Genomic DNA, 25,805 nt, shown 5'->3' on the forward strand with positions numbered 1-25,805 from the left:
ATCATTTACGCCCAAACAACTTATGTTATTTACAATGACGCCGCTAAAGGAAAAGCGCCATCCGGCATACACCAACCACAACACACATACAATGCATCACGGCCAGCATGAATAAAATCAACCAACACAAAAAGTACATTGGCACACTATTGAGTTCTCAAACATCGTTCGCACACCACAAACAAAATTAACCAAACGTTAACCTCTCTGCAGCGGCCCGAACAACCTTACCCAACAAGCTCAACCAAAGTCAAACCCGCCGAACAAACATTGTCCGAACATCTACCACCAGTTAACCTCCCGGCTACCTCGCGGCGACTCGGATAAATATACGCACACCCCCAACAAACAACAAATCCCCAGGAAAATACGCATTTTGGCGCTCTTCCTGGGGCGGTTTTCTGACTGTCGGGCAGTCCACCCGAATGTTAATAGCTAGTGGTAGCAGGCCAAGAGCCCATCCGGTCCGTCGATGACTGTGATGGGAGTTTCAAAGATTGGAGTCAGGATGTCATCGCGCATGATGTCCTCCGGCCCACCGAAGGCAACGATGCTACCGTCCTTGGCCGCACAGATATAGTCGGCGTAGCGGGCAGCGAAGTTGATGTCGTGCAACACGATGATGATCGTGCGGCCGAATTCCTTGGCGGCCTTTCGCAGGTGCTTCATCATCTCGACCGAATGAGAAATGTCGAGGTTATTGAGGGGTTCGTCGAGAAGCACGTAGTCCGTCTCCTGGCACAGCACCATCGCCACGTAGGCGCGCTGTCGCTGGCCGCCGGAGAGTTCATCGAGGTAGCGGTTCTCCAGTTCGCCAAGGCGGAAGAAGTCAATGTAGCGCGAGACTACCTCTTCGTCTTCTGCAGTCAGTCGCCCCTTTGAGTAAGGGAACCGGCCGAAGCTCACCAGCTGGCGCACGGTCAGCTTGGTAATGAAGTGGTTTTCTTGGCGCAGGATGGAGAGGATCTTTGCCAGATCCTGCGACTTCGTGGAAGCGACGTCGTAGCCGGCGACCTCGATGGTGCCCTCGTCGACGTCGAGAAGCCGACCAATCATCGTCAGCATCGTAGATTTGCCCGCGCCATTCGGACCGATGAGGGCCGTGATGCCACCGGAGGGGATCTCCAGATCGATGGGACCGATGTTGGCCTCGCCGGAGTAGGACTTCGAGACATTGGAAAGCTTGATCACAGCTTGCCCTTTCGCAGAATGACCAGGAGGAAGACGCTGCCGCCCACCAACTCAATGATGATGGAGACCACGCCCTGTGCATAAAAGACGTGCTCCATCAGGAAGTAGGCGCCGGTGAGTACAGCGAAGGCGGTGGCAATAGCCATTGGGAAGAGGAAACGGTGGTCATAAGTCTCCGCCGCCTGGTAGGCCAACGTTGCTACGAGGAATCCGAGGAAGGTCATGGGCCCAACGAGCGCGGTGCTCGTGGCCATGAGGATGGAGACCAAAATCAGCGTGTAGATGGCGTTGACCTTGTGGTTAACGCCCAGGTTTGTGGCGGCATCTCTTCCTAATGCCAACACGTTGAGCTGACGGGAGTTGAGGAACATCAACAGTGTCACCGCAATGACCAGCGGAATCGCGATGGGATAGTACTCACTTTCCGCGTTGTTAACGGAGCCAAAAAGCCGCGCGGTGAGCACGTCGAACTCGCTGGGGGTGAGCATGCGCTGCATAAACGTTGCCAACGAGCCGAGGCCGCCGCCGATAATGATGCCCACGAGCAACATCGCATGCATGTTGTTGCGGCGGCTAGTCAGCAGCCACGAATACAGCACCACAGACAGCGCCACCATGAGCACGAGCTGCATGAGAAAGGTTCCCATGGTCCGCGCCTGGGTCAGGCCGGCAGCACCGAGGAAGAAAACCGTAGCCGTATTGATGGCCACGTACAAGGATTCAAAGCCCATGATGGAGGGCGTGAGGATTCGGTTGTTGGTCACCGTGTGGAAAGCCACCGTGGCGACTGCTTGGCACACGGCGACAACCGCCATGGCGGTCACCGCATCAGCGCGGCGACGCGCAATGAGCCACCACTTCCGGGTCCCAAAGTCCATGGGGTTGTCATAGGCCAAGAGGCCGAAGGCGAAGAGCAGCCCGGCGAAGATCAAAGCACCGAGGATGATCCAGTACTTTCGCGCCGCAGCCGCAGACTGGAAGCTGCCCACGTTTCGCCGGGCTCGTGAAACTTGCACAGCTTCCTTCGTCGCAGGGATAGAGATACTCACACTCACTTGGTCGACCTCACGATCAAGACGACGAAAACGATAGCACCCACAACGCCCAGGATGACCGATACGGGCATCTCAAACGGGGCAATGATGATGCGGCCAATCAGGTCGCACAAGGTCACCGTGGCGATGCCGAGCAGGCAGACCCACGGAAGATTAGAGCGCAGATCATCGCCGCGCACCATGCTCACCACATTGGGCACGATGAGGCCCAGGAAAGGCAGGGCGCCAACGACGACGGTGACCACGCCCGTCGCCACCGCGATGAGGCCGGTTCCCAGCAGGATCATCCGCTGGTAATTCAGGCCGATATTGGTGGCGATGTCCTCCCCTAGCCCGGCGACGGTGAGTTTATCCGCGTAGAAATACACCGCCAGCAAAACCAGCAGCACGATCCACAGGACTTCGTATTGCCCCTCATAGACAGAGGTAAAGGATCCCATGAACCAGATGCCGAGCTGCTGCAAGGTATCCGTCGCTAGCGCCACGTAGGACGATACCGCACTGACGACCGCGCCCAGCATGATGCCGATGATCGGCACGATGAGTGAAGAGCGCAACGCCACGCGGCGCAAGAACGCGAAGAACACCATGGTGCCCACAAATGCGAAGAGCACCGAAATGATCATCTTCACCAACACCGATGCGTGCGGGAAGAGGATAAGGGAAAAGAGTAGGCCTAACCCGGCCCACTCGGTGGTACCCGTCGTCGTGGGTTCCACGAAGCGGTTTTGAGTCAGCAGCTGCATAACCAAACCGCTCATTGCCATCGCAGCGCCCGCCAAGACGAGCGCTACGGTGCGCGGCACGCGAGTGGTGAAGAACATGTCCCAGCCATCCTCGTTATCGAGGATGCTGTACTCGCCCACCATGAGGGAAAGGAGGAGTAGCGCGACGACGCCAAGTACGCCAAGGCCCAGCTTCCAGGTCAGCACAGAACCGCGCGAGCTGCGCTTGTTCGCGGCTGGCCGCTGTGCAGCAGCGCTACTCTTCACCGTCACGTTGTGAATCTTCTCCTTCGCTAACGCAGAACTGTTTAGGCTTGGGCCTTCTCGAAGGCGTCGGCAAGCGCGTTCAAGATCTCGGTGTAGGTAATGATGGACTCATCAATGTAGGTGTCATTCGGCGCCACGTAAACGTTGCCGTCCTTTACCGCGCTCACGCTCTTCAGCGCCGCATTGTCCTTGACCAGCTTCTCACCCGGGGTGACCTGCTCGCCTTCCTTGGAAATGGCAGCGTCGCGGTCCATAACGAGGATCCAATCCGGGTTGGACTGAGCAATCGCCTCAACGGAGATATCGTCACCCTCGTGGTCGTCAGAAGCATTGTCGACCTCTAGGGCTGGGGTCAGGCCGAGCAAATCGAAGACCGGCCCATACACGCGCCCGATACCAGGGGCGATGTAGCCGATTTCACCACCGGAGGTATTCACGGCCATCACCTTCTGCTCAGGGTCATAGGCCTTCTTAGCGCGCTCAGCGGCAGCGTCGAAGTCCGCGATGAGCTTCTCAGCGTCTTCCTCGTGACCAAAGACCTGGCCCAGCGCCTCGGTGTGGCGCTTGAGCTCTTCGAAAAAGTCCTTGTCATCGCGCGGTTCGAAGTCAACAACTGGAACATCTTCGAGCAGCTTCTCGATGTCCTCCTGGTGCTGCTCGAAACGCTGACCGTTCCACACCACGTCCGGCTCCGCCGCCACGAGTCCTTCAAGGTCCGGTTCCTTATGGGAGCCCAGATCAACCTCGACGGTGTCCTTGTTGTAGGTATCACGCAGGGACTTCGGCACCAGCGGAAGCGGCGCGGCGGCAAGGTCGATATCCCACTGAGCCAGAACGGAGAAGGCGCGGTTATCCGTCACCGCGGGGTTCTCTACCGGTAGCGCGACCTCCTTCGAACCAAAGTTATCCTCCAGCGTGATCGTGGAGGAGTCCGCGGCTGCGGAGTTGGTCGGCTCAGCAGAATCCTGGGACTGGTTTGCGGAGCAACCCGTTAGAGCGAGCGCAGCCACGGAGAGGGTGGCGGCAACTTTGGTGACGGTCGCGCCTGCGGCACGGCGAGAAAGAGTAAACATAGCTTCCTTGCATATTAGGTGTGGCTAACCACAGCTGGCAAATAATGTCAGCGCATAACCTAACCTATGTAAGGCTTACCTTTCAAGCACACAATTGTTTCTTAATTCATCGCGGGGGTACGCATACGCTGGGCGACGCCCCGTGACGTGCCATTACAAGAACGCGGCCCACTACCCCTTCTCCGCGATGAGGTCGGCCACCGATACCGGCCCTTCCCTGTCAAAGTCTTCCTGCGCCGCACGGCGAAAGTCTGAGTCCACCAAGAAATCTAGCGCTACTTGCGCCAACCCGGCAGCCGAATCGACAGCCGCATCCACCGCCTGCGGCGTGGCCGCCCAGCGGGCGAAGTCCTCGGTGTGCAAGGCCACGTCGGTGGGTGAAACCTGCACCATCGGGTGTAGCCCCGGAACTAGGTGGGACACGTTGCCGAAGTCCGTCGAGGCAGCCACCGTATCCGGCACCGTCCCAGCGGGCAGCGCGGTGCGCCCCCGGCGCACTTGCGTCGCCGTCCAGCGGTCCACCAGCGCCGCATTGTTGCGCACGGGCAGCGTCATCGGATGCTCGTCCCAATCCACATCCACCTCAACGCCGGCCATGAGCGCTGCACCCTGGACGATATCTTCCACCCTGGCGGACAAATCCATGAGCGTGCACGTTCCCAACGAGCGCACGTAAATAGTCATCTCCGCCTCGCTCGGAATAATGGAAGGGCGGTCACCACCGCTCATGATGGCGTGCACACGATCCGAAGGCGGCATCTGCTGCCGCATCAGACCAATGCCCTGGTAGGCCAAGCTCGCAGCGTCGAGGGCATTGCGACCCATAAACGGCTGGGAGCTCGCATGTGCAGCCACACCACGAAATGTCACACGCAAGATGCGGCGGCCTACCCAGGCGTGCGCGCCGATGTCATAACCAAAGCCATGGATCATCACCGCGGCATCCACGCCGTCGAGGCTGCCGCCGCGAATCATGTATTCCTTGCCGGAATGGCCTTCCTCCGCTGGGGTGCCCTGGAGAAGGACGCGGCCGGATAAGGAAGGAGCAGAGTCAAGCGCGGCTACTGCAGCGAGAAAACCAGTAACACCTGCCGCGGCGATGACATTGTGCCCGCACGCGTGCCCAATATGTGGCAGGGCATCATATTCCGCCAGGATGGCCACGGTGGGATGCTGCTCGGGATCGAAATCTGCGCTCTGCCACGAGGCTTCGAACGCGGTCTCCACACCATAGGCCCCGCGGCGCGTGGAAAAACCATGCTCCTCCACGAGATCCGCGAGTACCGCCATGGAGCGATGCTCCTCAAAAGCGGTTTCGGGGTGGGCGTGCAGATCCGCAACGATGTGCGCTGCCTGCTCCCGCAGGGCATCTGCCTGTGCGGCAGCAGCGTCCCAGAGCCGCGATTGGCCCGGGTAGTCCTCTCCGTGCTTTTCCGGTGGGGCGGCGGACGCCACGCGCTTGGCGACGCCCTCCTCCATCGCTTCCAAATACGCTGTCGACGGATTGTTACGTTCGCCCATTCGATTAACCAATCATGACGTTGTTGCCCGGTCCCAGCGGAAGGTCCACATAGAACCAGATGGCCAGCAGAATTGCCCAAGCGGTAAAGAACGGGATAACGAAGGGCACAAGGCGCGACATCAGTGTTCCCAGGCCTGCCCCGCGCTCATAGCGCTGGAGGAAGCCAAGCATGACGATCATGTACGGGTTCAGCGGGGTGATGATCTGGGTCGCGGAATCACCAACGCGGAACGCACCCTGAATGAAGGCCGGCTCATAACCCAGCAGGGCAAACATCGGAACGAAGACCGCTGCCATGAGCGTCCACATGGAGGAACCGGAAATGATCAGCAGGTTCAGGCACGACGCGAGCGCGATGAAGGCGAAAATGGCTGGGAAGCCGGTAAGCCCGATGGATTCGAGGAAGGCCGCACCCTTCACGGCAGTAAAGGTACCGATACCGGTCCACGCAAAGAGCGCCACGAACTGGCCCAGGATGAAGGCCAGAATAAGGAAGCTCATCATGTCTTTGAGAGCACCGATCATCATGTTCACGACGTCGGTGATCCCCTTGACCGTGCCCACAACCTTGCCGTAGACAACGCCGAGCACCAAGAAGTAGGCGAAAACGATGAAGACGATGGAATTCAGTAGCGGGGACTTGGGCAAGAAGCTGCCCTCCTCATTGCGCCACGGCGATTCTGGTAGAAGGACCGCGAAGAGGATGATAGCGGTGAGGATGACCGTGGCCACACCGGACCAGATGAGGCCCTTGGATTCGGCCGGGCGCAGTTCAGCGGTGAGCTCCTCGCCGTTTTCATCGCGGTCACCACGCTCAGCGGCGTCCTCGGGATCAATATCTTCCTCAGTGGGAACTTCCTGCTGCCACATGCGCGGCTCGATGACCTTGTCGATGATGAAACCAGCCAGCACACCCAGCACGATGGAGGAGGCCACGTTGAAGTAGTAATTCGACATGGCGTTAACCGGCGCGAAGTCGGTATTCGGCAGCGTCTCCATGACCGCGGTCGTAATACCGGCAAAGAGCGCATCCAAGGAAGTCGGCACCAAGGATGTGGAATAGCCAGCGCCCACGGCGGCGAAGCCACCAATCAGGCCAGCCACTGGGTGGCGGCCCGCGGCCTTGAAGACCATCGCCGCCAGCGGCGGGACGATAACGAAGGCGGCATCCGCCATGACCGAAGCGGTCACGCCGATGACGCCGACCGCATAGGGCAGCAGCCACGGCTTCGCAGAACCGAAGAGCTTACGGATGAGCGCCGAGAGCATGCCGGAGCGCTCCGCCACACCTACCGCCAGCATGATGGGAAGTACCGTCACCAGCGGCGGAAAGTTGATATAGTTCTCCCCCATTGTCGTGGTGAACCAGGTCAGCCCCTCACCGGTGAACAGGCCTTTAACTGGCTGAATTTCATCGCTACCGGGAATCTTAATTTCCACGCCCATCTTCGCCATGATGGTGGAAAGCACACCTGTGATCAGGAAGAGGATCAGGAAGATGGTGAAGGGCTCCGGCAGCTTGTTGCCGATGTATTCGACACCATTGAGGAACTTATCCAGCATTCCCCCGCTGGATTGTTGGCTCTGCTTTTGCTCAGCCTTTGCGGGATGCGACTTCGGCTTTTCCGCGGTACCAGCGCCGCCTTGTGGCGCTGCATTGGATGGGCTGTTCATGGGTACTCCTGTCGTAGGGGTCAGTCCCAGTGCTCCACGTCACACTGTTGGGGAAAGGCTACCACGGGAATGTAACTTGGGTAACAAATATTTTCCTTCTTCGTCACATTTTCCCGGCCAGCCGTCCTCCGCTTTCGCCCCGCGCCCCTACACCCCTCACGGGATTCTCATTACGCTCACTGCAAATAGCGCCCCAAAATCGACGCCGTTTTTAGCCCCTTATCTACCGTGAACAACACTGAGAGGTGTCCATTAGCCCTGAGTTGGCAATGATGCTCGCTTTTCACGATTTTGTTGGAGACTATCTGCGCTCCCAACGGACTTCGCCGTCAACGACCTGTGCCGTGGGGCTCATCCCTGCATAGGCAGCGACATGCTGTGAGGCTAAGTGCTCGGGATGGATATGAGCGATGAGATGCGTAATGCCTCGCTCCGCAAGATAAGCGCTAAGCAGTTTCACGGCTTCCTTGGCGTATCCATGCCCCTGCCACTGTTTCCCAATCACCCATGCGATCTCCGTCGCATCACCGCTGCGGGGCACAGTCGCCTGGACGTAACCTATCGGTTGCTTACTCGAACCGAGGGTGACGATGAGATTGATCCATTCTTCGGTACCGTCGCTCGAGCCGCCTCGGGTTTGGAACGCGTACCGTCGCGCAAGCTCATCAGCAGAAGGCGGCTCACCACCCGTAAACGTGTACAGGGCACGGCTGGAAAGCACAGTAGCCATCTCGGTAGCATCCTCGACACGAAGCGGCCTTAAGTCGATAGGCATCTTTATCGCCATAGTTCACCACGCAAGATTTGATCAGTCACTAGAACATTAACGCTTCTGCTGACGACGAAGTTCCGAGCGCCCTCTCACCAAGAGCGCTTTTCACCCATCGCTACACTCACGGTAAATAGTGGCCCAAAATCGACCGTTTTTAGCACCTTATCTACCGTGAGCGTCATCGGCTTCCCAGACGTCACTCCCCGCATTCAGCGTCGTCAACGCTCGAGGGCACCAGCCCATAAAGCCGGGCGAAAGGATCCCACTCGCAATCGCGATGCGGCTCGAATTCCGCAAAGTTGGCAGCGTCGATGGCAACAGCTTCGGAGCTGAGGTACTCAATGAGTGCGACCGTCATATCCATCCCCGCCGCCACGCCTGAGGAAGTCCACCGATTACGGTCCTGCACCCACCGCGCCTTGGGCTTCCAAATCACGGACTCCCCGAAGGAGCTCGCCCACGCAAAGGCACGCTTGTTGCTCGTCGCGGCGTAGCCTTCCAAAAGCCCCGCTGCCGCCAAGACCGCAGAACCCGTGCACACGGAGGCAACCCACGGTGCTTGTGCGCCCAACCCACGAAGCCACGACAGAAAAGATTCGTCCCCTACGAGCTGCCGGGTTCCTTTACCGCCGGGAACGAGGAGAGCGTCGGTCAGCCCAATCTGCCCATAAGAAATCGTCGGCACCACTTCCACGCCCTGCGAGCTTGCAACTGGCTCGCCCGTCGGCCCGGCGAAAACCACGGTGATGTCAGGCACCGCTTGAAGCAGCTGGACGGGTCCGAAGACGTCGAGAAGCTCAAAGCCTTCAAACAAGACGACAGCGATGCGGAGAGATTCGGTATCCATGCGGCCATCCTAAAGCAGGCCCTATGAGCACGGACGAGCATCTGGGACCCGGGTTCAATTCCCGGCGGCTCCACACACGAAGAGACCCCAGATAGAACGCTTTCTAACTGGGGATTTTGGCGGAGCAGCCTTAGACCGTGACAATCTGCTGATGGGGCGCTACCCTGGTTGTTGATACGTCACCAATAGGAGTGTTTAGCCAATGAAAGCATTCGGATTCTTAAGCTTCGGACACTACGCCTTCGGCGGCCAGCGTGGACCGTCCGCCGAAAAAGTCGCGAAGATCCACCTGGAAATCGCCCAGGCTGCAGATGAGATCGGCGTGAACAACGCGTCTTTCCGCGTCCACCACTTCGTACCGCAAGCCTCAGCCCCGATGCCGCTGCTCGGCGCAGTCGCCGCCACCACCAAGAACATTGAGGTGGGCACCGGCGTGATCGACATGCGCTACGAAAACCCACTCTACCTCGCCGAAGAGGCCGCATCCCTCTACCAAATCTCCGGCGGCCGCGTGGCCTTGGGCGTCTCGCGCGGCACCCCGGAGGTTGCCGAGCGTGGTTGGGAGGCTTTCGGCTACAAGGGCGAGGCCCCCAACGGCGCGGACGTGGCACGAGCTCACCTCGAGGCGTTCATGGCTGCGGTGGACGGCAACGGGTTTGCCACCGCCGCACCTCTAGACCGCCAGTACCCGAATATGTTCCAGCCCGGCTCCGCCCTCCCTGTCTTCCCCATTGCCCCTGATCTACGCAAGCACATCTTCTACGGCTCCGGTACTCATACTTCGGCAGAGCAGACCGCCAGGGACGGACTGAACCTGATGTCTTCCACCTTGGTTTCCGAGACCACCGCCGCGACCTTAGGTGAGATCCAGGCAGACCAGATCAGCCGCTACCGTGCTGCCTGGAAGGAAGCGGGCCACGACTGGGCCCCGCGCGCGTCCGTCTCCCGCTCCATCTTCCCCATCGTGGACGGCGCCGATATGCAGCGATTCGGCATGCAGGCCTCCGGCTCCGACCAAGTGGGCATGCTGCCCGACGTCGGTGCGTCCACCTTCGGCCGCACCTATGCCGCCGAGCCCGACAAGCTCATCGAGCAGCTCAAGGCCGACCCGGCCGTCATGTCCGCCGACACCCTACTGATCACCATCCCGACCGGCATGGGCGTGGACGTCAACGTGAAGATTCTCGAAAGCTTCGCCACCCATATCGCCCCTGCGCTGGGCTGGCAGCCAAACACTGAGGGCCCGGTCACCGGTTACCCGATCGGTTAATCCACCCCCTTCACACAAGAAACCCGCGGCCTAAACGACAGGATGTGTTGGTGAGGTTGGGTGGTTAGCTGGTCTGGCGTGCTGGTATTAGGATGATTTCACTTATCCGGAGGGATACCCCAGTCTCGGGCCGGAAATACTGCCGGGGAAGTGCCGGTGTGCTAGCTGCCTAGGTTCACGATGAGAGGATGAGTAAGAATCATCCTCGATGCCCCGTCTGTAGCGGGGTGTGCATCAAATACGGAACGACAAGTACTGGTCGCCAACGATGGCGATGCCGCACTTGCAAGGCCACTTTCACCCGCACCAATGACGACGCAGTTCAAGCAAAATGGTTTCGCCTTTTCATCTCGTGGCTCATGTCAGGCCACAGCCTGACAGAGACAGCTAAGACCTGCGGAGTTTCATCACGAACTCTGCAACGCCGGTTCAAAACGTTCTGGCTTATCCAACCTCCCCGAAGCGTTGATAAGCAGCGAATCTACGATCAAATCTTCATCGACGGCACCTACTTCAACACCAAGTGCCTTGTCGTGGCTGCTGACTCCTGCCATGTCATCAACTGGTTCTGGTGCACTAAGGAATCCTCCTGGTCATACATGCGCCTGCTGGACGAACTAGCCCCACCACAACTGGTGACCTGTGATGGGGATTCCGGAGGACTTAAAGCACTACGCCGCCTGTGGCCTGATACCCCGGTTCAACGCTGCATTGTCCACGTCAAACGCAACATTCAGCGCGCCACAGGCCTGCACCCCACCTCGCCGATGGGCAAAGCACTGCGACGGCTTTCCTTCGAACTGCTAGCCGTTACCAACCTAGATGAAGCAGCCGAATGGACTGCCAAGCTACACCAATTCGGCACTGTATTTAGCACCCAGCTCAAAGCCAGAACTTACGTCAAAGACGTCCCTTTCGAGCAGATTCCTAAATCCAAACGTGGCAACAAAAAATGGTGGTACACCCACGATGTTCACCGCGGAATCTACCTACAGCTGAAGAAAATGAGTCAACACGGACACCTCTTTGCCTACCTCACCCAAGCTAAAGAAGGCCAACGCTTAGAGCGCACAACCAACAGCCTGGAAGGCGGAGTGAACTCGCAAATCAAGAAACTGATGCACGCCCACCGAGGACTGCGCGACGAGCAACAACGCATCGCCTGTGACTGGTGGCTGTACTTACACACGCAGCTGCCTGACGACCCCGTAGAAATCGCCAGGCAGCAAAACTGGGGCCAGGACGCACTCGCCAAAGCACAAACCCTAGCCGACCAGGAAACACAAGCCACCAGCGGCCATGAAGACGGCCGACCAGCAACCTACGACAGCGCCATCGACACTGCCTACAACCACTCTATGGGAATACGTAAAGGTCACATACGCTAAACCCCAACCCCCACCAACACAATCTGTCGTTTAACTCGACACGCCGGAAAACAACACGTTTTGTCGTTTAGGCCAAACCCGCTGGCCGTTATGACCAGCGGGTTTCTTGCTCTTCAGTGGAGCCGCCGGGAATTGAACCCGGGTCCTTCGTCACCTCGCCAGGGCTTCTCCGTGCGCAGTCTGCACAGGATCTCTACTCGGCCCTCCGGCTCGGGCAAACTCGCTCCGGATGATGGGCCCAGTTGCTCTTAAAGTCCCCAACCGGCCGAACAACAAACCGGTCAGGCAAGTTCCCTAGTCGATGCCAGGATCTAGGTCAGGAACCAAACCTAGGCTGACAGACACGCGTCGCTGAAATTAGGCAGCGAGGGCGTAGTCACGCTGAGAGTTCTTCTCTGCGTTTATTGGTTGCTACGACGCTTAACGGTGGTCTCTAGCCTGCACCGGCACGCTTCCCCTGGCTCAATGTACGAAGTCGAAACCATGTCGACCCCTCGATTACACATTGCTGTGAAAGCTGCGCAGCACGCGCCTTTGCGCGCCCTACGGTTCGTTCAACGCTACTGCACCCGCCCCTATTCCCGCAAGCTTCACCCCAGGCCACATGAGGCATAGCTTTCATAAGCACCCCCTTGTGATTAACATCAACTTAAACGCTGTTAAGGTGTGTGAGTCCTATTCACCTACTTTGTTAAAGGCTGCAAAGTGAGCGCAACCACCGAAACCTCTAGCTCCCAAGAAACCGCCCACCATCAAGCGAGCAATACCGAATGGGCCATCTCCCTCTTTGGTACCGCCGTGGGCGCCGGCATTTTGTTCCTTCCCATCAACGCCGGCAGCTTCGGCTTCTGGCCGCTACTCGTGGCAACCATCCTGATCGGCCCGATGACGTACTTCTCCCACCGCGGGCTCGCCCGCATGATTTGTGCGTCGCCACGCCAGGGTGAGGACATCACCGCGGTGGTCACGGACTACTTCGGCAAAAGCGCAGGATTTATCATCTCGGTGGTTTATTTCTGCGCAATTTTCCCCATCGTCCTCATTTATGGCGTTTCGATCACCAATACGGTTGATAGTTTCATCGTCAACCAGCTACACGGGCCCTCGGTTCCGCGTCCTCTATTGTCGTTCCTCCTCGTGGGCATCATGACCATCGTCTTCACCTTTGGCCAACGCATGGTGCTCGCCGTCACGCAGTTCCTGGTGTATCCGCTGATCTTCTGTCTCGGCGCGCTGTCCATTTATCTCATCCCGCGCTGGGATATCGCCTCCTTCATGGAAGTTGGCAACAATGATTGGCGCGTCGTCGGTGCTGTCGCCCTCATCATCCCCGTGTTGGTTTTCTCCTTTAACCACTCCCCCGCCATCTCCCAGTTTTCCTTGGCTATGGTCGCTGCACACGGCCGCGAGAAGAGCTCCGAGAATGCGTCGCGCGCGCTGGCGCTGACAGCGATTCTGCTCACCGTGTTCACCATGTTCTTCGTGTGGTCGTGCACCCTCACGCTCGGTGCAGACGGGCTCGCGGAGGCCCGCGAGCAGAACCTGCCGGTCTTGTCCTACTTGGCCAACGTCACCGGCGTTCCGGTCTTGGCCTTCCTTTCCCCCATCATCGCGATGATCGCCATCATCTCCTCCTACTTCGGCCACGTGTTGGGGGCCACCGAGGGCGGCAACTTCCTGCTGCGCAGCGCCGCACCGCACGCTACGGCGAAGCTCTCGGAAAAGCAGCTCAATTCCATCATGCACGGCATCATCTTCGTGGCCGCGTGGGTTGTCGCGATCATCGATCCATCGATCCTGGGGCTTATCGAAGCCATCGGTGGCCCCTTCATCGCCTCGATCCTCTACCTGCTGCCGATGTATGCCATCCACCGCATCGATGCTCTCAAGCAATTCCGCGGCCGCCCCAGCAACGTGTTCGTCGTCGTCACGGGCCTCATCGCCGTAGGCGCCACCATTTGGGGACTATTCGCCTAGCTCTCCTCTAACCACGCCTTCAACACAGTGGCGTGGTTGACCTCGCGGTCCTTGGCAGCAAAGAGGAGGGTGACGTCGCCAAGCTCAGCAAGGTGGCGCAGTTGTTCCAGCTCCTCGCTGTCATTCGCGTCGAGCTCCGCGCGGTAACGCCGGGCAAACTCTTCGAAAGCATCGACATCGTGCCCCCACCACTTACGCAACCCCGGACTGGGCGCGACATCCTTGAACCAGTGGTCATAGGGCAGGCGCTCCTTGGCCACGCCACGGGGCCAGAGCTTATCGACGAGCACCGCTACCCCACGCGGTTGCTCCTCGCCCCGAATAACGTCATGAACCTTGGCCGTATAAATCATGGCTCCCAGGTTAGGCGTTGATCCCCTTGACGCGGCGACCCAGCTCGCGGGTAATGTCGCGGTCCTGGTCACGGCGCTTAATTGCTTCACGCTTGTCATAGTCCTGTTTACCCTTGGCCAGGCCGAGTTCACACTTGGCGCGTCCGTCCTTCAGGTAGACCTTGAGCGGGATCAGGGTCTTGTTGCCGTCGCGCACCTGCCCCATGAGTTTGTCTATCTCCCGGCGGTGCAAGAGCAACTTGCGCGTGCGCTTGGGCGAGTGATTCGTCCACGTTCCCTGGGAGTACTCCGGGATGTGGAGATTGCGGATGTAGACCTCGCCGTCGTCAATAGTGGCGAAGGCATCCGTAAGGGAAATCTTGCCTTCGCGCATCGACTTAATTTCGGTGCCCACGAGCACCATGCCGCATTCCAGGGTGTCGAGGATGGTGTAGTCGTGGCGGGCACGTCGGTTGGTGGCAAGGGTCGAGTTATTGTCGACGGCCGCCTTTTTCTTCTTTGCCTTCTTCGCCATAGTTCGGACTATATTACGCTACTGCCAGGCAAAATCCACATCGCCCCTGCAGCTCTAGGTCCGCACGTAGGCGCGCATGGTCACCTGTGCGGTCAGCGCAGCACACACAATTGCCACAAGCCCGACGATGGGCAGCGCCGTCCAGACGTCCCCAGAGGTCACCGGGGCTAGAAGCTGGTTGTGGTACAGGTCCTTGAGGGCGGGATCGAGCACGGTGTTCTTGCCCAGGATGACGCCAATACCGGCGAGGACAACGCCGCCGACAGCACCGAGGACTGCTTCCATGATGAAGGGCGCGTGAGTAACCCATCGCGAGGCACCGACGATACGCATAATCGCGGTCTCTCGCTGGCGCTGGTAGGCGGCGATCTGCACCATGTTCGCAATCAACATGATGGCTGCGAGCGCCATGACCGCGGCAAGGATGAAGGTGGCATTCCGGATGGCGTCCAAGTTGCCAGCGGCGCTGCGAACCTCCTCCTGCTGGTCGACGATGTCGCTAACAGCGGGGTCGGAAGCAATGGCGTCGATAGGCGCGGTATCCGTCGGATCCTTCAACCGCACGTGGAAGGCAGCCGGCAGCGCATCCGGGGAGGTTTCCTCAACCATGACCGGATCGGTGTCCTTGAACAGCTCCACGAAGCGCTGATAGGAATCCTCGCGGTTGCGGTAGCTCACGGACTCAATGTCCTCATCCGCTTCCAGTTTCTTCTTCAGCCCGGCACACGCGGCATCCTTACAGTCCGGATCGTTGGCTGAAATCTCCTCATTGAGCTGGACCATGACCTCGACACGCTCGAGGTAGATGTCCTTGGTGTCATTGGTCATCTGGGTGACCAAGACGCCGGCCACTACCAACGCCACCGAAATGGCGGTGGTAATCACCATGGCGATAGTCATGGTGATGTTGCGCCCGAGCCCCTTAAAGGCTTCCCTGAAAACAAAGCCTAGATTCACCTAGACCGCCTCCCCGTACATTGCATTCTTCTCGTCACGCACGAGCGTGCCGTTGTGCAGCTCGATGACGCGCTGGCGGGCCTCGTTGACCGCGCGCGCGTTGTGCGTCGACATCACCACGGTGGTTCCGCGGCGATTGATCTTGGTGAGCAAGGCCATGATCTCCGCGGCAGTGGAGGGATCGAGGTTGCCCGTGGGTTCGTCGGCAAGCAGCAGCTTGGGGCGGTTGACAAAGGCCCTCGCAATCGCCACGCGCTGCTGCTCACCGCCGGAAAGCTCGTGCGGCATGCGATGCTGCTTGGCGCCTAGGCCGACCATGTCGAGGACCTCGGGCACTTGCTTGGCAATCCGCGCCTTGCGTTTGCCAATGACCTCGAGGGCAAAGGCGACGTTGTCGTAGACGTTGAGCTTGGGCAGAAGCCGGAAATCCTGGAAGACGTAGCCGATGGATTGGCGCAGGCTATTGACCTCGCGGCCTTTCAACGTGTTGACGTGGAAGTCCCCGAAGTAAATGTCTCCCGAGCTCACATTGGTTTCGCGCACCATGAGCTGGAGGAAGGTCGACTTGCCGGAGCCGGACGGGCCGATGAGGAAGACGAATTCGCCGTCCTCAATCTCAAAGGACACGTTGTCCAGAGCGGGCCTAGTGGAGGTCGGATAGACCTTGGACACATTCTCGAAAGTGATCACTTAAGCCACATTAGCAACATTTGCCACTCGGGCCTAGGCCTCCTGCTGCGCCATGCGCCACCGGATTCCGGATTCAAGGAAGCCATCGATATCTCCGTCCAAGACCTTGGAGGGATCCCCTACCTCGTAATTCGTCCGCAGATCCTTGACCATCTGGTACGGATGCAGCACATAAGAGCGCATCTGGTTGCCCCAGGATGCATTGCCACCGGCGCCCAGCGCATCAAGCTCCGCGCGCTCCTCCTGACGCTTGCGCTCCAACAGCTTCGCCTGCAGCACGCGCATGGCAGAGGCCTTGTTCTGGATCTGGGACTTCTCATTCTGACAGGTCACCACGATTCCCGTCGGGATGTGTGTCAGGCGCACCGCCGAGTCCGTCGTATTCACGGACTGACCACCAGGACCCGAAGAGCGGTAGACATCCACGCGCACCTCCGAATCCGGAACCTCGATGGAGTCAGTCTGCTCCACCACCGGCAGCACCTCCACCTCCGCGAAGGAGGTCTGGCGGCGGCCTTGGTTATCAAAAGGCGAGATGCGCACGAGGCGGTGCGCACCCTGTTCCACGGAGAGCTGGCCATACATGTATTCGCCGTGCACCACGAAGGTGGCAGACTTGATACCGGCCTCTTCGGCATAGGAAATGTCATAGACATCGACCTTGTGTCCGTGCTTTTCCGCCCAGCGCGTGTACATACGCATGAGCATCTCCGCCCAGTCCGCCGCATCCACGCCCCCCGCGCCGGAGCGGATGTTGATGACGGCCTCGCGCTCGTCATACTCGCCGGAGAGCATCGTAGTTACCTCAAGCGCCTCGATGGCCGCGCCAAGCTCTTTCAGTTCTGTGTCCACGAGTTCCTTGGAGGCTTCATCGCCCTCCTCCTCCGCCAGCTCGGACATGACCGGAAGGTCCTCGATCCGCCCCCGCAGGGAATTCAGCTTGCGCAGTTTTGCCTGCTGCGCTGAGAGCTCCGAGGTCACCTTCTGCGCATGGTCTGGGTCGTCCCACAGCGACGGATCCCCCGCCTGGGCCTCGAGTTCGCGCACGCGCTCGGACACCGCTTCCGGGTCCATCACCTTTTCTATGGAGGTCAAAGTGGCGCTGAGTTCCTCAAGTCGTGCTGTTTGTTCCGGACGCATAGCCCCCTACTCTACTTATTCTTTCTCCCTGATTAGCCATCGGCCGCGTTTAGCGCGACAATAGGCGGCATGAGTGACCAGCCAAGCCTCACCGAGATGATCGATGCCATCATCAAGACCTTTATCGTTGCCCACGCGGACGATACCGACGCCCACCTTGCCCAGGCGCTTGTCTATAACGCAGGCCGCCTGGCCTGGCGCCTCCGCGAGCAGGGAGTAGACATAGAGCAAAAGACCTCCGTCTCCGATGTCGTCACCGACGCCGACTTCGCCGCCGAGCGCTTCGTCGCCGGTGTGCTCGAAGCCCTGCGCGGAGAGGACGGCATCGTGGGCGAGGAAGGCGCGAACCGCGAGTCGAAGTCCGGCCGGACCTGGGTCATCGACCCCGTCGACGGCACCTACAACTTTGCCTCCGGATCCGATTATTGGTGCTCTGCGCTAGCGCTTGTCGACGCTGAAGGAGTCATCCTCGGCGCCGTCCACCGCCCCGCCATGGGCTACACGTGGTTTGGTGGCCGTGACTTCCCCACCAGCCTGGATGGCAAGGACGTCACCAAGCTCACCGACGCCCCCGCCGACAAGCTGTGCTTGTCGACGTACCTGCACCCCACCTCCATCACGGATCCCGCCATCGCCTCCGCTTGGGAGAAGGTGGCCCCGCACTTTGCCACCGTGCGCATGCTAGGCGCAGGGTCCGTGGACCTCTCCTGCGTGGCGGATGGCACGTGGGGAGCATGGATGCAGCATTCCGTGAAGGATTGGGATTGGTATCCGGGCCAAGCGCTGGTGCTCGCGGCAGGCGGCGCGGCGCGCAAGGTTGAAGCCGGCGGTGTGGAATGGTGTATCGCGGGCAATAAACAGGTAGTTGATCAGATGGAGGAATGGCTCCGTGGGTAAGTACAAAGAAGACCTCGGCTTGGCCTTGGAGATGGCCGGGCATGCGGATGCCATCACGATGCACCGCTTTGAGGCAGCAGACCTGTCCGTCAAGGAGAAGCCGGACATGACTCCGGTATGCGACGCCGACCTGGCCTGCGAAAAGGCCATCCGCGAGGCGCTGAAACGCTCGCGCCCGCGCGATGAAGTTCTGGGTGAAGAATTCGGCGGCGAGGCTTGCTTCGAGGGCCGCCAGTGGGTTATCGATCCCATCGATGGCACGAAGAATTTCGTGCGCGGCGTCCCCGTCTGGGCCACGCTGATCTCACTACTGGAGGACGGCGAGCCGGTCGTCGCCGTCGTCTCCGCCCCGGCCCTGCGCCGCCGCTGGTATGCGGCCAAGGGGGGCGGCGCCTACCGCGTCTTCGGCGGGGAACCCAAGCGCCTACGCGTCTCCGAGGTCTCCGACGTGGCGGATGCCTCCCTTGCTATGAGTTCCTTGTCCGGTTGGGGCTCAAACCGCGATGCTTTCGTGTCCTTGACGGACAAGGTTTGGCGTCTGCGCGGCTACGGCGACTTCTGGAATTACTGCCTCGTGGCCGAGGGTGCCGTCGACATCGCCGCCGAACCCGAGGTCTCCTTGTGGGACTTGGCCGCCCCGGCGCTCCTCGTCACCGAGGCCGGTGGCCGCTTCACCAACGTTCGCGGTGAAGATGGGCCCCACGGCGGCTCAGCGCTTGCCTCCAACGGCAAGCTTCATGGCGTCGCCCTCTCCGCCCTCTCCTAACTCCCCTGCGGCACCGCAGCGCGGCGCCGCACGCCAGCGTCATTCCCCAGCGTCGCGCCCGGTGACGCTTCGATCAAATAGTGCCCCAGATCTTTAAAGATCTGGGGCACTATTTGTTAGAAACGTACTCTCCCGGCCACGCGCCCACGGCTCCGTGACCGGTTTCGCAGTGGTGGTTAGTTCTCCGGAAGCGCGAAACCGGAACCTACGCCCTCGCGGCGGTTCAGATCCGCGATGATGGCATCGGTGTTAGACACAACCGTGGGGTTGTGCAGCGCGCCCTGCCACGGGGTGTGGCACGACGGCAGCCCCGGAATCAGGCCGCGGGATACCGAGCCGACGATGCGGCCGTTGCGGAAGACCGGAGCGCCGGAGTCTCCAACCATGGCGCACACCTGGTTGACGGTGACGCGCTCGGTGTGCTGGAAGGTCATGCCACAGGTACGGCCGGTGGCCACGCCGTTCTTGCAGGTGATATCGCCCGGTTGGGTGGTGCCACCAACCCCATTAGCGGTCACGCCGTTGTAGCTACGGGACACCTCGGCCTTGGAGCCGAACTCGATGAGCGAATAATCCAGCTGCTCATTCTTTGACACCACGGTGCCGGTCGGGCCAACCTGCCAGGAGTCTGCCGAAGAGACCGGATCGCCGACATTTCCGCAGTGACCAGCGGTAATACCGACCTTGCGGCCTTCCGCATCGGTGCCGGCTGCCGTCAGCGTGCACATGGTGTCCTCATGAATGTAGAGCGGGGTACCCGGGCCATACAGGGACTTGCCTTCGGTCATCGCTACATTAGATTCCTCCGGAATCTGAGGAGCGTCATAGTAGGAACCAGGCACTCGGTGCAGGACATAGTCCGCCTGCGGTTTACCGGCAGCGATCTTGGAAAACAGGTCATTCTTCCACGCATAGTTCGGATCAGTGCCCTGTGGCACGAATTCCGGCTGCGTGGCCTCCTCCAGCAATCCGATGGGGACAGGATTCGTCAGCGGTTCACCCGTTCTGGCGTCGGCACCAGCGTAGTCCTGCGGTGCTGCCGGAACCGGTAACTGGGTATCCAGGTTTGCTCGCCCCGCAAGGCGCTGCGCCGCAGGGGAATTCACGGCCCCAGCAACTGCCTGGGACGCATCATTCGACACCGCTGCGGCGGCGCCGTTGACTGTTGAATCGACGGAGTCTGTCAGCCCCTTGTCCACGGGCATGGTCTCAATGCCCACGGACTGCAGATCCTCGCGTACCTGATCAACAAAACCTGCCGAATCAATCTCCGGGATTGTGGGAAGTTCCTGGGCATCCGCCGCTGGGTTACCCAGGAAGAACGCACCTGCGAAAGCCGAGCCCACGAGGACTTTCTTAAGGTGCGGAATTTTTCGCATATTGAGCAATTCCTCTTTCACTTCTTCTCGTAATGGTCTATAAGCCTTCCCCTATGATGGCACGTGCCTTGGACGGCCGTTTTCTAACGTGTGTGACTGTGTCCAACCCGTTACATTACTGACAGCTTTCGGGTGCCCCCTCTCTTTCTTCACCGCTCTCCGCACCCCGCGCAGACCTACTATGGAGGCATGTCTGAGACCTCCAATTCTCCTTCACCCTCTGCAGACATTGAGGAAATTGTCGCCGTTGTTCTGCGTGATACCCACGGCCGCGTGCTCGTCCTCCGCATCACCTCCACCCCGGAGTTTGTCCTGCCGTATGGCTCCATCGATGACACGATCAATCCCGCCCACGCAGCCCAGCTCATCGCTCACGAGGCCGTGCGCGCCGTGGTCGACATATCGAAGCTTCGCCGCCTGGCCACGTATATCTCACCGGCGGCTAACAGCGCCCCACACAACATCCACGCACACGTCTATGTCTACGAGGAAGAAATCTCTGTCGCGCATCCAGACAAGGAGATCGCGGAGCTAGCGTGGGTCGATCCCGCTGCCCCGGATGTCGACATCGCCCCTTTGCTCAAGGAGCGCGTATTCCCCGCTTTGCAAGAACTCTAAAAGCTCAACGCCTAGACTCCGCACCATGACTACACAGCGACTACTCCCCGTTTTCGCCGCATCCCTCGCTCTAGCGCTCACCGGCTGCGCCACCGATGAAAACACTGATGCCACGCTTGACGCTGCCTCCCCTACCACCACCCAACCCGCCGGCACGGAGACTGCAGGTCTAGTTCCCGCGGACCAGCAGACCCCCGACGCAGATCCAGCAGACCCCAGTCAGGCACAGCCTGATACAGGCACGACCGCCCAGGCCGCGGCCAATGGCACGTGCGCCACGGAACAACTCGTCATCGGGCTATCCAACGAGCAGGGTGCCGCGGGCTCACGCTTAGCCGACATCACTTTTACCAACACCTCCTCCGAGCCCTGTACATTGAACGGCTTCCCTGGCGTTTCGGCCGTCACCAATGACGACGGCACCCAACTTGGCGCCGCCGCCGAGCGCGAAACCGGCCAAGAAACGGCACCCGTCACGCTAGAGCCAGGCCACACCGCTTCGGCGAGCCTCAAAATGACCAACGTCGGCGTCCTCGATCCCGCTTCCTGTCAGCCCCAAGCAGCCGACGGCTTGCGCGTCTACCCACCCGGCGAGACCGCCAGCGCCTTCATCCGAGTTCCCGGCTTCGAAGGCTGCGCGGGCGACGTGAACTACCTCTCAATCCAGCCCGTCTCGGCAGGCTAGAACGCTTAACCTTGTTAAGGATCCAAAACGGTCTACACTCGCGCCCATGGAATCCACGAAGCTAACATCACTCGTGTTTGGCAATGTTGTATTGGAATCGCACATGACGAAGACGATCATTGTCGTTTATTCGGAAGACATGCGGTCATGGTACTTCCGCCCGAGTCCGTACACGGAGCTTAAGGTGCCGCTCGATGAGCTGCGCGGGCAGCTGAGTAGAGAGCGCGCGGAACTCATCTCGGAACGTATCTTTGATAACGTAAAACTCGAGCTAGAGGAAAACTACCCCGGTGGCGTGGACCGCGCGCAGAAGGAGCTCTGCGGCTGGCTTCTGCGCGAGAAATCAGCCGTTTAAACCAACATCAAGCCGACCCGAGAGCCGACTTAGACTCAATACGACACGTTGGGCCGTACGCCAGCCGGCGATGCGCCCACTCGAACGGGCCAGGTTTGCCCCAAGCCTCAAGCAGAGCAGCGAGCAGCAGCGTAAGGACAAAGACCAGCAGACCGATTCCAAGCTTGCCGCTCACCGAAGCATCCGCGCCTAGTCCGAAGCCGGCTGGGGTGACAAGAACAATAAACAAAACCGATTGCGCAATGTAGCCCGACATAGAGCGCTTGCCCAACGCCACGAAAGCAAAGGCCCACCCAGGAACGCGATTGTTGAGTTTCTCCGTGAGCAGTGCCAAAACCGCCAGAATGCCAGGACCCGTAAGAAAGCCAAAAGCTTGGTTCAGCATCAAGAACACCGGTTCCAATTCGGTTGACACAACGCCAGCGGCCGCAAGCCCCCACGGAAGACCAACAAAGACAATGACCATACCTGCAATAACAACCCAGGTGACCAAGGTTCGGCGGTGCGCAGAAACGTTTGCAAGCACGCCCTCCCGCGCCCAGATATATCCGATGAGTAAAACGCCTACCAGCCCCACAAATGTGATGGGGATCTGCCCCAGAGCAGCAACCTCACCGCGCAGGTTGCGGGCGAAATAGTCACCGAATGTGACAAGATCAGCGGTCATCGGACGCGAGTTGGGCAGAGGATTGAAGTAGCCAAAATAGGCTCCCACCGCGCCCGAACCGGCGAAAACCGCATAGCCGCCAAAGAACCAGTAGGCAATGCGCCGCAGCGTGCGCGTCGAAAGCGTAAAGCACCAAGCCAAGGCGATGCCCATGAGGCCATAGACCAGCATGATGTCACCGTCGAAAAGCGCGAAGCCATGCGCCAGACCAAAAACTGCAAGCAGCCCGTAGCGGCGGATGAGTACGCGCCGCGATTCTTTAATGGTGTAGCCCTTACGCTGCAAACTAGCAGCAATGAGACCAATGCCGAATCCCAACAGCATGCAGAACATGGGCAGGCCTCGCACACGTACAAACATGCCGGTGAACACCGCCGCCACGATGTCTAAGGTGTTATCGGGACGCACACCGCCCACGGTGGAGCTGGGACCTATCGACCAATCATTGACTACCCAACTCTGCACGGCGTTCGCCATGGCAATCCCCAAAAGCGCCGTGCCGCGCGCTAAGTCAGGAACGATAAGTCGTTGTCGTTTCTCCTGCATACACCCTATTTTACTCTTCTCAAGCATCATCTAAGGGCGGTTTGACTAGGCTAAGCCCCATGCCTGAGCCACTGTCGTACTCCTCCACCGAGGGCTTCCCGCAGCTGCACATGTCCCGCGTCATAGACGCTGAATTCGATGACGCCGCGGACAAACTCTTCCGCTGGGGCCTGCAGCGCAGCGGTCTCTTCCGGGTACGGCCCAGCCACGCCACGGTGGAGGAAGGCGCTGAGGTCAGCCTCGGGCTGGGGCCGTGGAAGTTTCGCTGCCGGGTCGTGGATGTCTTCCGCGAGGAGCGCCGGTGTGGCTTTACCTACGGCACCCTTCCCGGCCATATTGAGCGCGGCGAGGAGACCTTTACCCTGGAGCGCCTACGGGATGGGCGCACGCTGCTGCTTGTCGACGCCTCCTCCCAACCCGCCCGCCTCCCCTTCCTGCGCCCGCTTCTCGATATTCCCCGGCGCGCGCTGATTGGATTCTTTTACCTTAAAGCGCTGGACTGATCCCGCCCGGCGACCTCACCGTCGAATGGCGGCTAGGCGGTGAATCCATCCTTGGGATTCCACGTCTTGCTCACTGCTAGCGATACCGAAGCATCTTCAGCTTCCACATCAGAAACTCGGTAGTAGTGCATGTCCACGTGGTCAGCGAAAAGGTGTGCCACGGCGTAGCCGTGGGAGTCATAGTCCAAGTGCTTCACCCACGGATTCGCGTCTTTGATTGCACCTTCAATAAGCAGCGAAGTCGAATTATCCTCCCCGTGGTAGGTGCCTGTGTAGGTGGTGAGGATTTCGTCGACGTTGGGCGCCGTAATTGAGGTAGTCACCAGCTCACAGGCCACGCGCTTGTCGTGCAGGTAGATGTCGTTGGCCCATTCCGAGTGAATATCACCGGTAATGAAGAAGGAGTTGCCCTCGCGAGCATCAAGAGCCTCGAGTACACGGTCACGGTCGGCGGCGTATCCATCCCATTGATCCGAATTCACGGCGAAGCCAGAAGTATTGCCCTTGACAAAGCGCAAGCCCTCATTGGCGGCATCATTACCTGGGATGGTCAGCAGGCGCATGGGAGCCATCATCACCGAGTTGCCCATCACCATCCACGTGGCGTCTGACATCGAAATAGTGTCCCGCAGCCACTGCAGCTGTTCGTTACCCACGATGGTTCGATTCGGGTCCCCGAAGTTAGCAGCGGTGGTTTCCTGATCGCGGTAGGTACGCAAGTCCATCATGGTGAGCTCCATGAGGGAGCCGAAGCGCAGGTTGCGGTAAAGCTTACCGCCCTCGCTCAGCTGCTTTTGGCGCAGCGGCATCCATTCGTAATAGGCCTGCAAGGCGTCGTTCCAACGGCGGGACCACTCGCCCTCTGCAAACCCAGGTGTGTGGTTTTCGGCGCCCTCGCGCCAGGAGTTGTTGGCTGTCTCGTGGTCATCCCACACCACGACCCACGGGGCCGCAGCATGCGCAGCCTGCAGGTGCTCGTCGGTGCGGTAGCGGCCGTAGCGGATGCGGTAATCCTCCAGCGTGACGATCTCCCACACGGGGTGGTGCTCACGTGCCACACCACTCTTGCCCACGTACTCCCCCGTGGGATATTCGTAGATGTAATCCCCAAGGAAGACCACGAAGTCAAGCTCCCCGGAGCGTCCACGCTCCGCCATGTCCTTGTAGGCGTTAAAGAAGCCCGATTCGTAGTTGGCGCACGAGGCCACGGCGAATTTCAGGTTGTCTACCTGGGCATCGACAGCTGGCGCAGTTTTCGTCCTGCCCACGGGCGAATACGCCCCGCTATGCTCACCCGAGGTCACCTGGAAGCGGTAGTAGTACACGGTGTCCGGGTTCAGGCCAAAGGGATCTACGTGAACGGTATGGTCGTGCTCCGCGGAGGCAACCTCTTGGCCGTGTGCCACCACGGAACCCATCGCCTCATCTGTAGCAATCTCCCATGCCACGTGAACGTCGTCTCCCATGCCAGAACCAGGCAGGGCATCCCGGTCCGGGGTGACGCGGGTCCACAGCACCACCGAGGTGGGCAGCGGATCGCCGGACGCAACGCCGTGGAGGAAAGGCAGCTGGGCGCCGGTGTACTGGTTATACGCTTCCAACGGGGCCTGGCGCGGGGTGCCGTGCTGGGCAGTTGCTGCCGACAGCCCATAGCCAGCGGCCGCGGTGGATGCACCAACGGCGCCCCAACGCAGCGCGGTGCGTCGATTAAAGCGGATAGCGCGAGAGTTTCTTAAAGATTCTGAAGAGTCTGGGGTATCTGTGGACCCGAATTCGTGGGACATGGGGCTAAACATAAGCTCACCAAAACTGCTATTTCAACGCGAAACAGCGCGTGATATCCCCTATACCGGGGGCATGTTCCACAGATTTCTATTCTGCTTAACCGAAGGTTCACCTTGAGATGTTTCTGTGACTAGGTCATGTCTGTTTCTCTGTTTTCTCAGCAGAGAAACACTCTCACATTCAACTTCC

At 59.6% G+C, this 25,805-nt stretch carries 25 protein-coding genes and 1 other RNA gene; 9 read left to right on the forward strand and 17 right to left on the reverse strand.

The features are described 5' to 3' along the window. Nucleotides 1-435: 435 nt before the first annotated feature. The 8 genes from QP999_RS12460 to QP999_RS12495 all read right to left on the reverse strand — a co-directional run bounded on the left by QP999_RS12460 (nt 436) and on the right by QP999_RS12495 (nt 9,126). A complete protein-coding gene (locus QP999_RS12460; protein ID WP_284848414.1) occupies nt 436-1,191 on the reverse strand; it encodes an iron ABC transporter ATP-binding protein in 756 nt (251 codons plus the stop codon). Then, entirely contained in the window at nt 1,188-2,207 is a 1,020-nt protein-coding gene (locus QP999_RS12465) for an iron chelate uptake ABC transporter family permease subunit (RefSeq protein WP_070530293.1), read from the reverse strand. The genes QP999_RS12460 and QP999_RS12465 overlap by 4 nt, the downstream gene beginning before the upstream one ends. Nucleotides 2,208-2,242: 35 nt before the next feature. Further along, nucleotides 2,243-3,244: an ABC transporter permease gene (locus QP999_RS12470; RefSeq protein WP_284848415.1), complete on the reverse strand. Its 1,002-nt coding sequence runs from the start codon at nt 3,242-3,244 to the stop codon at nt 2,243-2,245. 35 nt (nt 3,245-3,279) lie between these two features. Beyond that, nucleotides 3,280-4,311, reverse strand: a complete 1,032-nt coding sequence (locus tag QP999_RS12475; RefSeq protein WP_284848416.1) for a siderophore ABC transporter substrate-binding protein — start codon at nt 4,309-4,311, stop codon at nt 3,280-3,282. 171 nt (nt 4,312-4,482) lie between these two features. Continuing rightward, nucleotides 4,483-5,832 (reverse strand): M20 family metallopeptidase, encoded by a 1,350-nt coding sequence (locus QP999_RS12480; RefSeq protein ID WP_284848417.1) that lies wholly within the window; start codon nt 5,830-5,832, stop codon nt 4,483-4,485. 4 nt (nt 5,833-5,836) lie between these two features. Further along, a complete protein-coding gene (locus QP999_RS12485; RefSeq protein WP_070562792.1) occupies nt 5,837-7,507 on the reverse strand; it encodes an AbgT family transporter in 1,671 nt (556 codons plus the stop codon). A gap of 301 nt (nt 7,508-7,808) precedes the next feature. After that, a complete protein-coding gene (locus QP999_RS12490; RefSeq protein ID WP_070530305.1) occupies nt 7,809-8,294 on the reverse strand; it encodes a GNAT family N-acetyltransferase in 486 nt (161 codons plus the stop codon). Between the two features lie 181 nt (nt 8,295-8,475). After that, nucleotides 8,476-9,126 (reverse strand): DJ-1/PfpI family protein, encoded by a 651-nt coding sequence (locus QP999_RS12495; protein WP_284848418.1) that lies wholly within the window; start codon nt 9,124-9,126, stop codon nt 8,476-8,478. Between the two features lie 202 nt (nt 9,127-9,328). Here QP999_RS12495 and QP999_RS12500 point away from each other — a divergent pair, with 202 nt between their 5' ends. Both QP999_RS12500 and QP999_RS12505 read left to right on the forward strand, forming a co-directional pair. Continuing rightward, the gene (locus tag QP999_RS12500; protein ID WP_070684185.1) at nt 9,329-10,396 is read left to right on the forward strand and encodes an LLM class flavin-dependent oxidoreductase; all 1,068 of its coding nucleotides are present in this window, start codon (nt 9,329-9,331) and stop codon (nt 10,394-10,396) included. Between the two features lie 188 nt (nt 10,397-10,584). Beyond that, the gene (locus tag QP999_RS12505; protein WP_269949031.1) at nt 10,585-11,784 is read left to right on the forward strand and encodes an IS1249 family transposase; all 1,200 of its coding nucleotides are present in this window, start codon (nt 10,585-10,587) and stop codon (nt 11,782-11,784) included. 114 nt (nt 11,785-11,898) lie between these two features. Here QP999_RS12505 and ssrA read toward each other — a convergent pair. Continuing rightward, nucleotides 11,899-12,278, reverse strand: a transfer-messenger RNA (tmRNA) gene (gene ssrA / locus QP999_RS12510). A gap of 211 nt (nt 12,279-12,489) precedes the next feature. On the opposite strand from ssrA, the gene QP999_RS12515 reads away from it, so the two are divergent. Beyond that, nucleotides 12,490-13,761: an SLC5/6 family protein gene (locus QP999_RS12515; protein WP_070563543.1), complete on the forward strand. Its 1,272-nt coding sequence runs from the start codon at nt 12,490-12,492 to the stop codon at nt 13,759-13,761. On the opposite strand, the gene QP999_RS12520 is transcribed toward QP999_RS12515, so the two are convergent. From QP999_RS12520 to prfB, 5 genes are read right to left on the reverse strand one after another with little or no spacing between them, the layout of a single operon-like run. Next, nucleotides 13,758-14,114 (reverse strand): DUF488 domain-containing protein, encoded by a 357-nt coding sequence (locus QP999_RS12520; protein WP_102234029.1) that lies wholly within the window; start codon nt 14,112-14,114, stop codon nt 13,758-13,760. The two genes, QP999_RS12515 and QP999_RS12520, sit on opposite strands and share 4 nt — an antisense overlap. Nucleotides 14,115-14,124: 10 nt before the next feature. Next, nucleotides 14,125-14,628: an SsrA-binding protein SmpB gene (gene smpB, locus QP999_RS12525; RefSeq protein ID WP_070563537.1), complete on the reverse strand. Its 504-nt coding sequence runs from the start codon at nt 14,626-14,628 to the stop codon at nt 14,125-14,127. Between the two features lie 54 nt (nt 14,629-14,682). Beyond that, a complete protein-coding gene (gene ftsX / locus QP999_RS12530) occupies nt 14,683-15,585 on the reverse strand; it encodes a permease-like cell division protein FtsX (RefSeq protein ID WP_070563535.1) in 903 nt (300 codons plus the stop codon). After that, on the reverse strand, nt 15,586-16,275 hold the full coding sequence (ftsE, locus tag QP999_RS12535; RefSeq protein ID WP_070530317.1) for a cell division ATP-binding protein FtsE: 690 nt from the start codon (nt 16,273-16,275) through the stop codon (nt 15,586-15,588). It lies immediately after the preceding gene. A 33-nt stretch (nt 16,276-16,308) separates the two neighbouring features. Further along, on the reverse strand, nt 16,309-17,415 hold the full coding sequence (prfB, locus tag QP999_RS12540) for a peptide chain release factor 2 (RefSeq protein ID WP_070524678.1): 1,107 nt from the start codon (nt 17,413-17,415) through the stop codon (nt 16,309-16,311). A 69-nt stretch (nt 17,416-17,484) separates the two neighbouring features. Between prfB and QP999_RS12545 the strand changes: the two genes are divergently transcribed. Together QP999_RS12545 and hisN are read left to right on the forward strand one after the other, a co-directional pair. Then, nucleotides 17,485-18,312, forward strand: a complete 828-nt coding sequence (locus tag QP999_RS12545; protein ID WP_284848419.1) for an inositol monophosphatase family protein — start codon at nt 17,485-17,487, stop codon at nt 18,310-18,312. After that, nucleotides 18,305-19,078, forward strand: a complete 774-nt coding sequence (gene hisN / locus QP999_RS12550; protein ID WP_284848420.1) for a histidinol-phosphatase — start codon at nt 18,305-18,307, stop codon at nt 19,076-19,078. The genes QP999_RS12545 and hisN overlap by 8 nt, the downstream gene beginning before the upstream one ends. A 176-nt stretch (nt 19,079-19,254) precedes the next feature. Here hisN and QP999_RS12555 read toward each other — a convergent pair whose 3' ends face one another. Continuing rightward, nucleotides 19,255-20,457, reverse strand: a complete 1,203-nt coding sequence (locus tag QP999_RS12555; RefSeq protein WP_284848421.1) for a S1 family peptidase — start codon at nt 20,455-20,457, stop codon at nt 19,255-19,257. 189 nt (nt 20,458-20,646) lie between these two features. On the opposite strand from QP999_RS12555, the gene QP999_RS12560 reads away from it, so the two are divergent. The 3 genes from QP999_RS12560 to QP999_RS12570 are packed head-to-tail and all read left to right on the forward strand — an operon-like array spanning nt 20,647 to nt 22,115. Further along, on the forward strand, nt 20,647-21,075 hold the full coding sequence (locus QP999_RS12560; RefSeq protein WP_284848422.1) for an NUDIX hydrolase: 429 nt from the start codon (nt 20,647-20,649) through the stop codon (nt 21,073-21,075). Nucleotides 21,076-21,100: 25 nt separating this feature from the next. Next, nucleotides 21,101-21,760 (forward strand): DUF4232 domain-containing protein, encoded by a 660-nt coding sequence (locus tag QP999_RS12565; RefSeq protein ID WP_284848423.1) that lies wholly within the window; start codon nt 21,101-21,103, stop codon nt 21,758-21,760. 46 nt (nt 21,761-21,806) lie between these two features. After that, nucleotides 21,807-22,115: a hypothetical protein gene (locus tag QP999_RS12570; protein ID WP_070530331.1), complete on the forward strand. Its 309-nt coding sequence runs from the start codon at nt 21,807-21,809 to the stop codon at nt 22,113-22,115. 7 nt (nt 22,116-22,122) lie between these two features. Here the strand turns inward: QP999_RS12570 and QP999_RS12575 are convergent, their stop codons facing one another. Beyond that, nucleotides 22,123-23,328 carry a DUF418 domain-containing protein gene (locus tag QP999_RS12575; RefSeq protein ID WP_284848424.1) on the reverse strand — a complete coding sequence of 402 codons (1,206 nt, stop codon included), beginning with the start codon at nt 23,326-23,328 and terminating at the stop codon, nt 22,123-22,125. Between the two features lie 59 nt (nt 23,329-23,387). Between QP999_RS12575 and QP999_RS12580 the strand changes: the two genes are divergently transcribed. Further along, nucleotides 23,388-23,831, forward strand: coding sequence for a DUF1990 domain-containing protein (locus QP999_RS12580; protein ID WP_284848425.1), 444 nt, complete (start codon nt 23,388-23,390; stop codon nt 23,829-23,831). A 32-nt stretch (nt 23,832-23,863) separates the two neighbouring features. Here QP999_RS12580 and QP999_RS12585 read toward each other — a convergent pair whose 3' ends face one another. Next, nucleotides 23,864-25,615, reverse strand: a complete 1,752-nt coding sequence (locus tag QP999_RS12585; protein WP_284848426.1) for an alkaline phosphatase D family protein — start codon at nt 25,613-25,615, stop codon at nt 23,864-23,866. Between the last annotated feature and the right edge of the window lie 190 nt (nt 25,616-25,805).

Origin of the sequence: Corynebacterium sp. MSK004 (assembly GCF_030232515.1) — a bacterium.
In the GTDB taxonomy this organism is placed as follows: domain Bacteria; phylum Actinomycetota; class Actinomycetes; order Mycobacteriales; family Mycobacteriaceae; genus Corynebacterium; species Corynebacterium hesseae.

Bases quoted from the DNA above. Each gene is read 5' to 3' on its own strand.
- QP999_RS12475 (WP_284848416.1), bottom strand. From the start codon at position 4,311: ATGTTTACTCTTTCTCGCCGTGCCGCAGGCGCGACCGTCACCAAAGTT.
- QP999_RS12480 (WP_284848417.1), bottom strand. From the start codon at position 5,832: ATGGGCGAACGTAACAATCCGTCGACAGCGTATTTGGAAGCGATGGAG.
- QP999_RS12485 (WP_070562792.1), bottom strand. From the start codon at position 7,507: ATGAACAGCCCATCCAATGCAGCGCCACAAGGCGGCGCTGGTACCGCG.
- QP999_RS12490 (WP_070530305.1), bottom strand. From the start codon at position 8,294: ATGGCGATAAAGATGCCTATCGACTTAAGGCCGCTTCGTGTCGAGGAT.
- QP999_RS12495 (WP_284848418.1), bottom strand. From the start codon at position 9,126: ATGGATACCGAATCTCTCCGCATCGCTGTCGTCTTGTTTGAAGGCTTT.
- QP999_RS12500 (WP_070684185.1), top strand. From the start codon at position 9,329: ATGAAAGCATTCGGATTCTTAAGCTTCGGACACTACGCCTTCGGCGGC.
- QP999_RS12505 (WP_269949031.1), top strand. From the start codon at position 10,585: ATGAGTAAGAATCATCCTCGATGCCCCGTCTGTAGCGGGGTGTGCATC.
- QP999_RS12520 (WP_102234029.1), bottom strand. From the start codon at position 14,114: ATGATTTATACGGCCAAGGTTCATGACGTTATTCGGGGCGAGGAGCAA.
- smpB (WP_070563537.1), bottom strand. From the start codon at position 14,628: ATGGCGAAGAAGGCAAAGAAGAAAAAGGCGGCCGTCGACAATAACTCG.
- prfB (WP_070524678.1), bottom strand. From the start codon at position 17,415: ATGCGTCCGGAACAAACAGCACGACTTGAGGAACTCAGCGCCACTTTG.
- QP999_RS12545 (WP_284848419.1), top strand. From the start codon at position 17,485: ATGAGTGACCAGCCAAGCCTCACCGAGATGATCGATGCCATCATCAAG.
- QP999_RS12555 (WP_284848421.1), bottom strand. From the start codon at position 20,457: ATGCGAAAAATTCCGCACCTTAAGAAAGTCCTCGTGGGCTCGGCTTTC.
- QP999_RS12560 (WP_284848422.1), top strand. From the start codon at position 20,647: ATGTCTGAGACCTCCAATTCTCCTTCACCCTCTGCAGACATTGAGGAA.
- QP999_RS12565 (WP_284848423.1), top strand. From the start codon at position 21,101: ATGACTACACAGCGACTACTCCCCGTTTTCGCCGCATCCCTCGCTCTA.
- QP999_RS12570 (WP_070530331.1), top strand. From the start codon at position 21,807: ATGGAATCCACGAAGCTAACATCACTCGTGTTTGGCAATGTTGTATTG.
- QP999_RS12575 (WP_284848424.1), bottom strand. From the start codon at position 23,328: ATGCAGGAGAAACGACAACGACTTATCGTTCCTGACTTAGCGCGCGGC.
- QP999_RS12580 (WP_284848425.1), top strand. From the start codon at position 23,388: ATGCCTGAGCCACTGTCGTACTCCTCCACCGAGGGCTTCCCGCAGCTG.
- QP999_RS12585 (WP_284848426.1), bottom strand. From the start codon at position 25,615: ATGTCCCACGAATTCGGGTCCACAGATACCCCAGACTCTTCAGAATCT.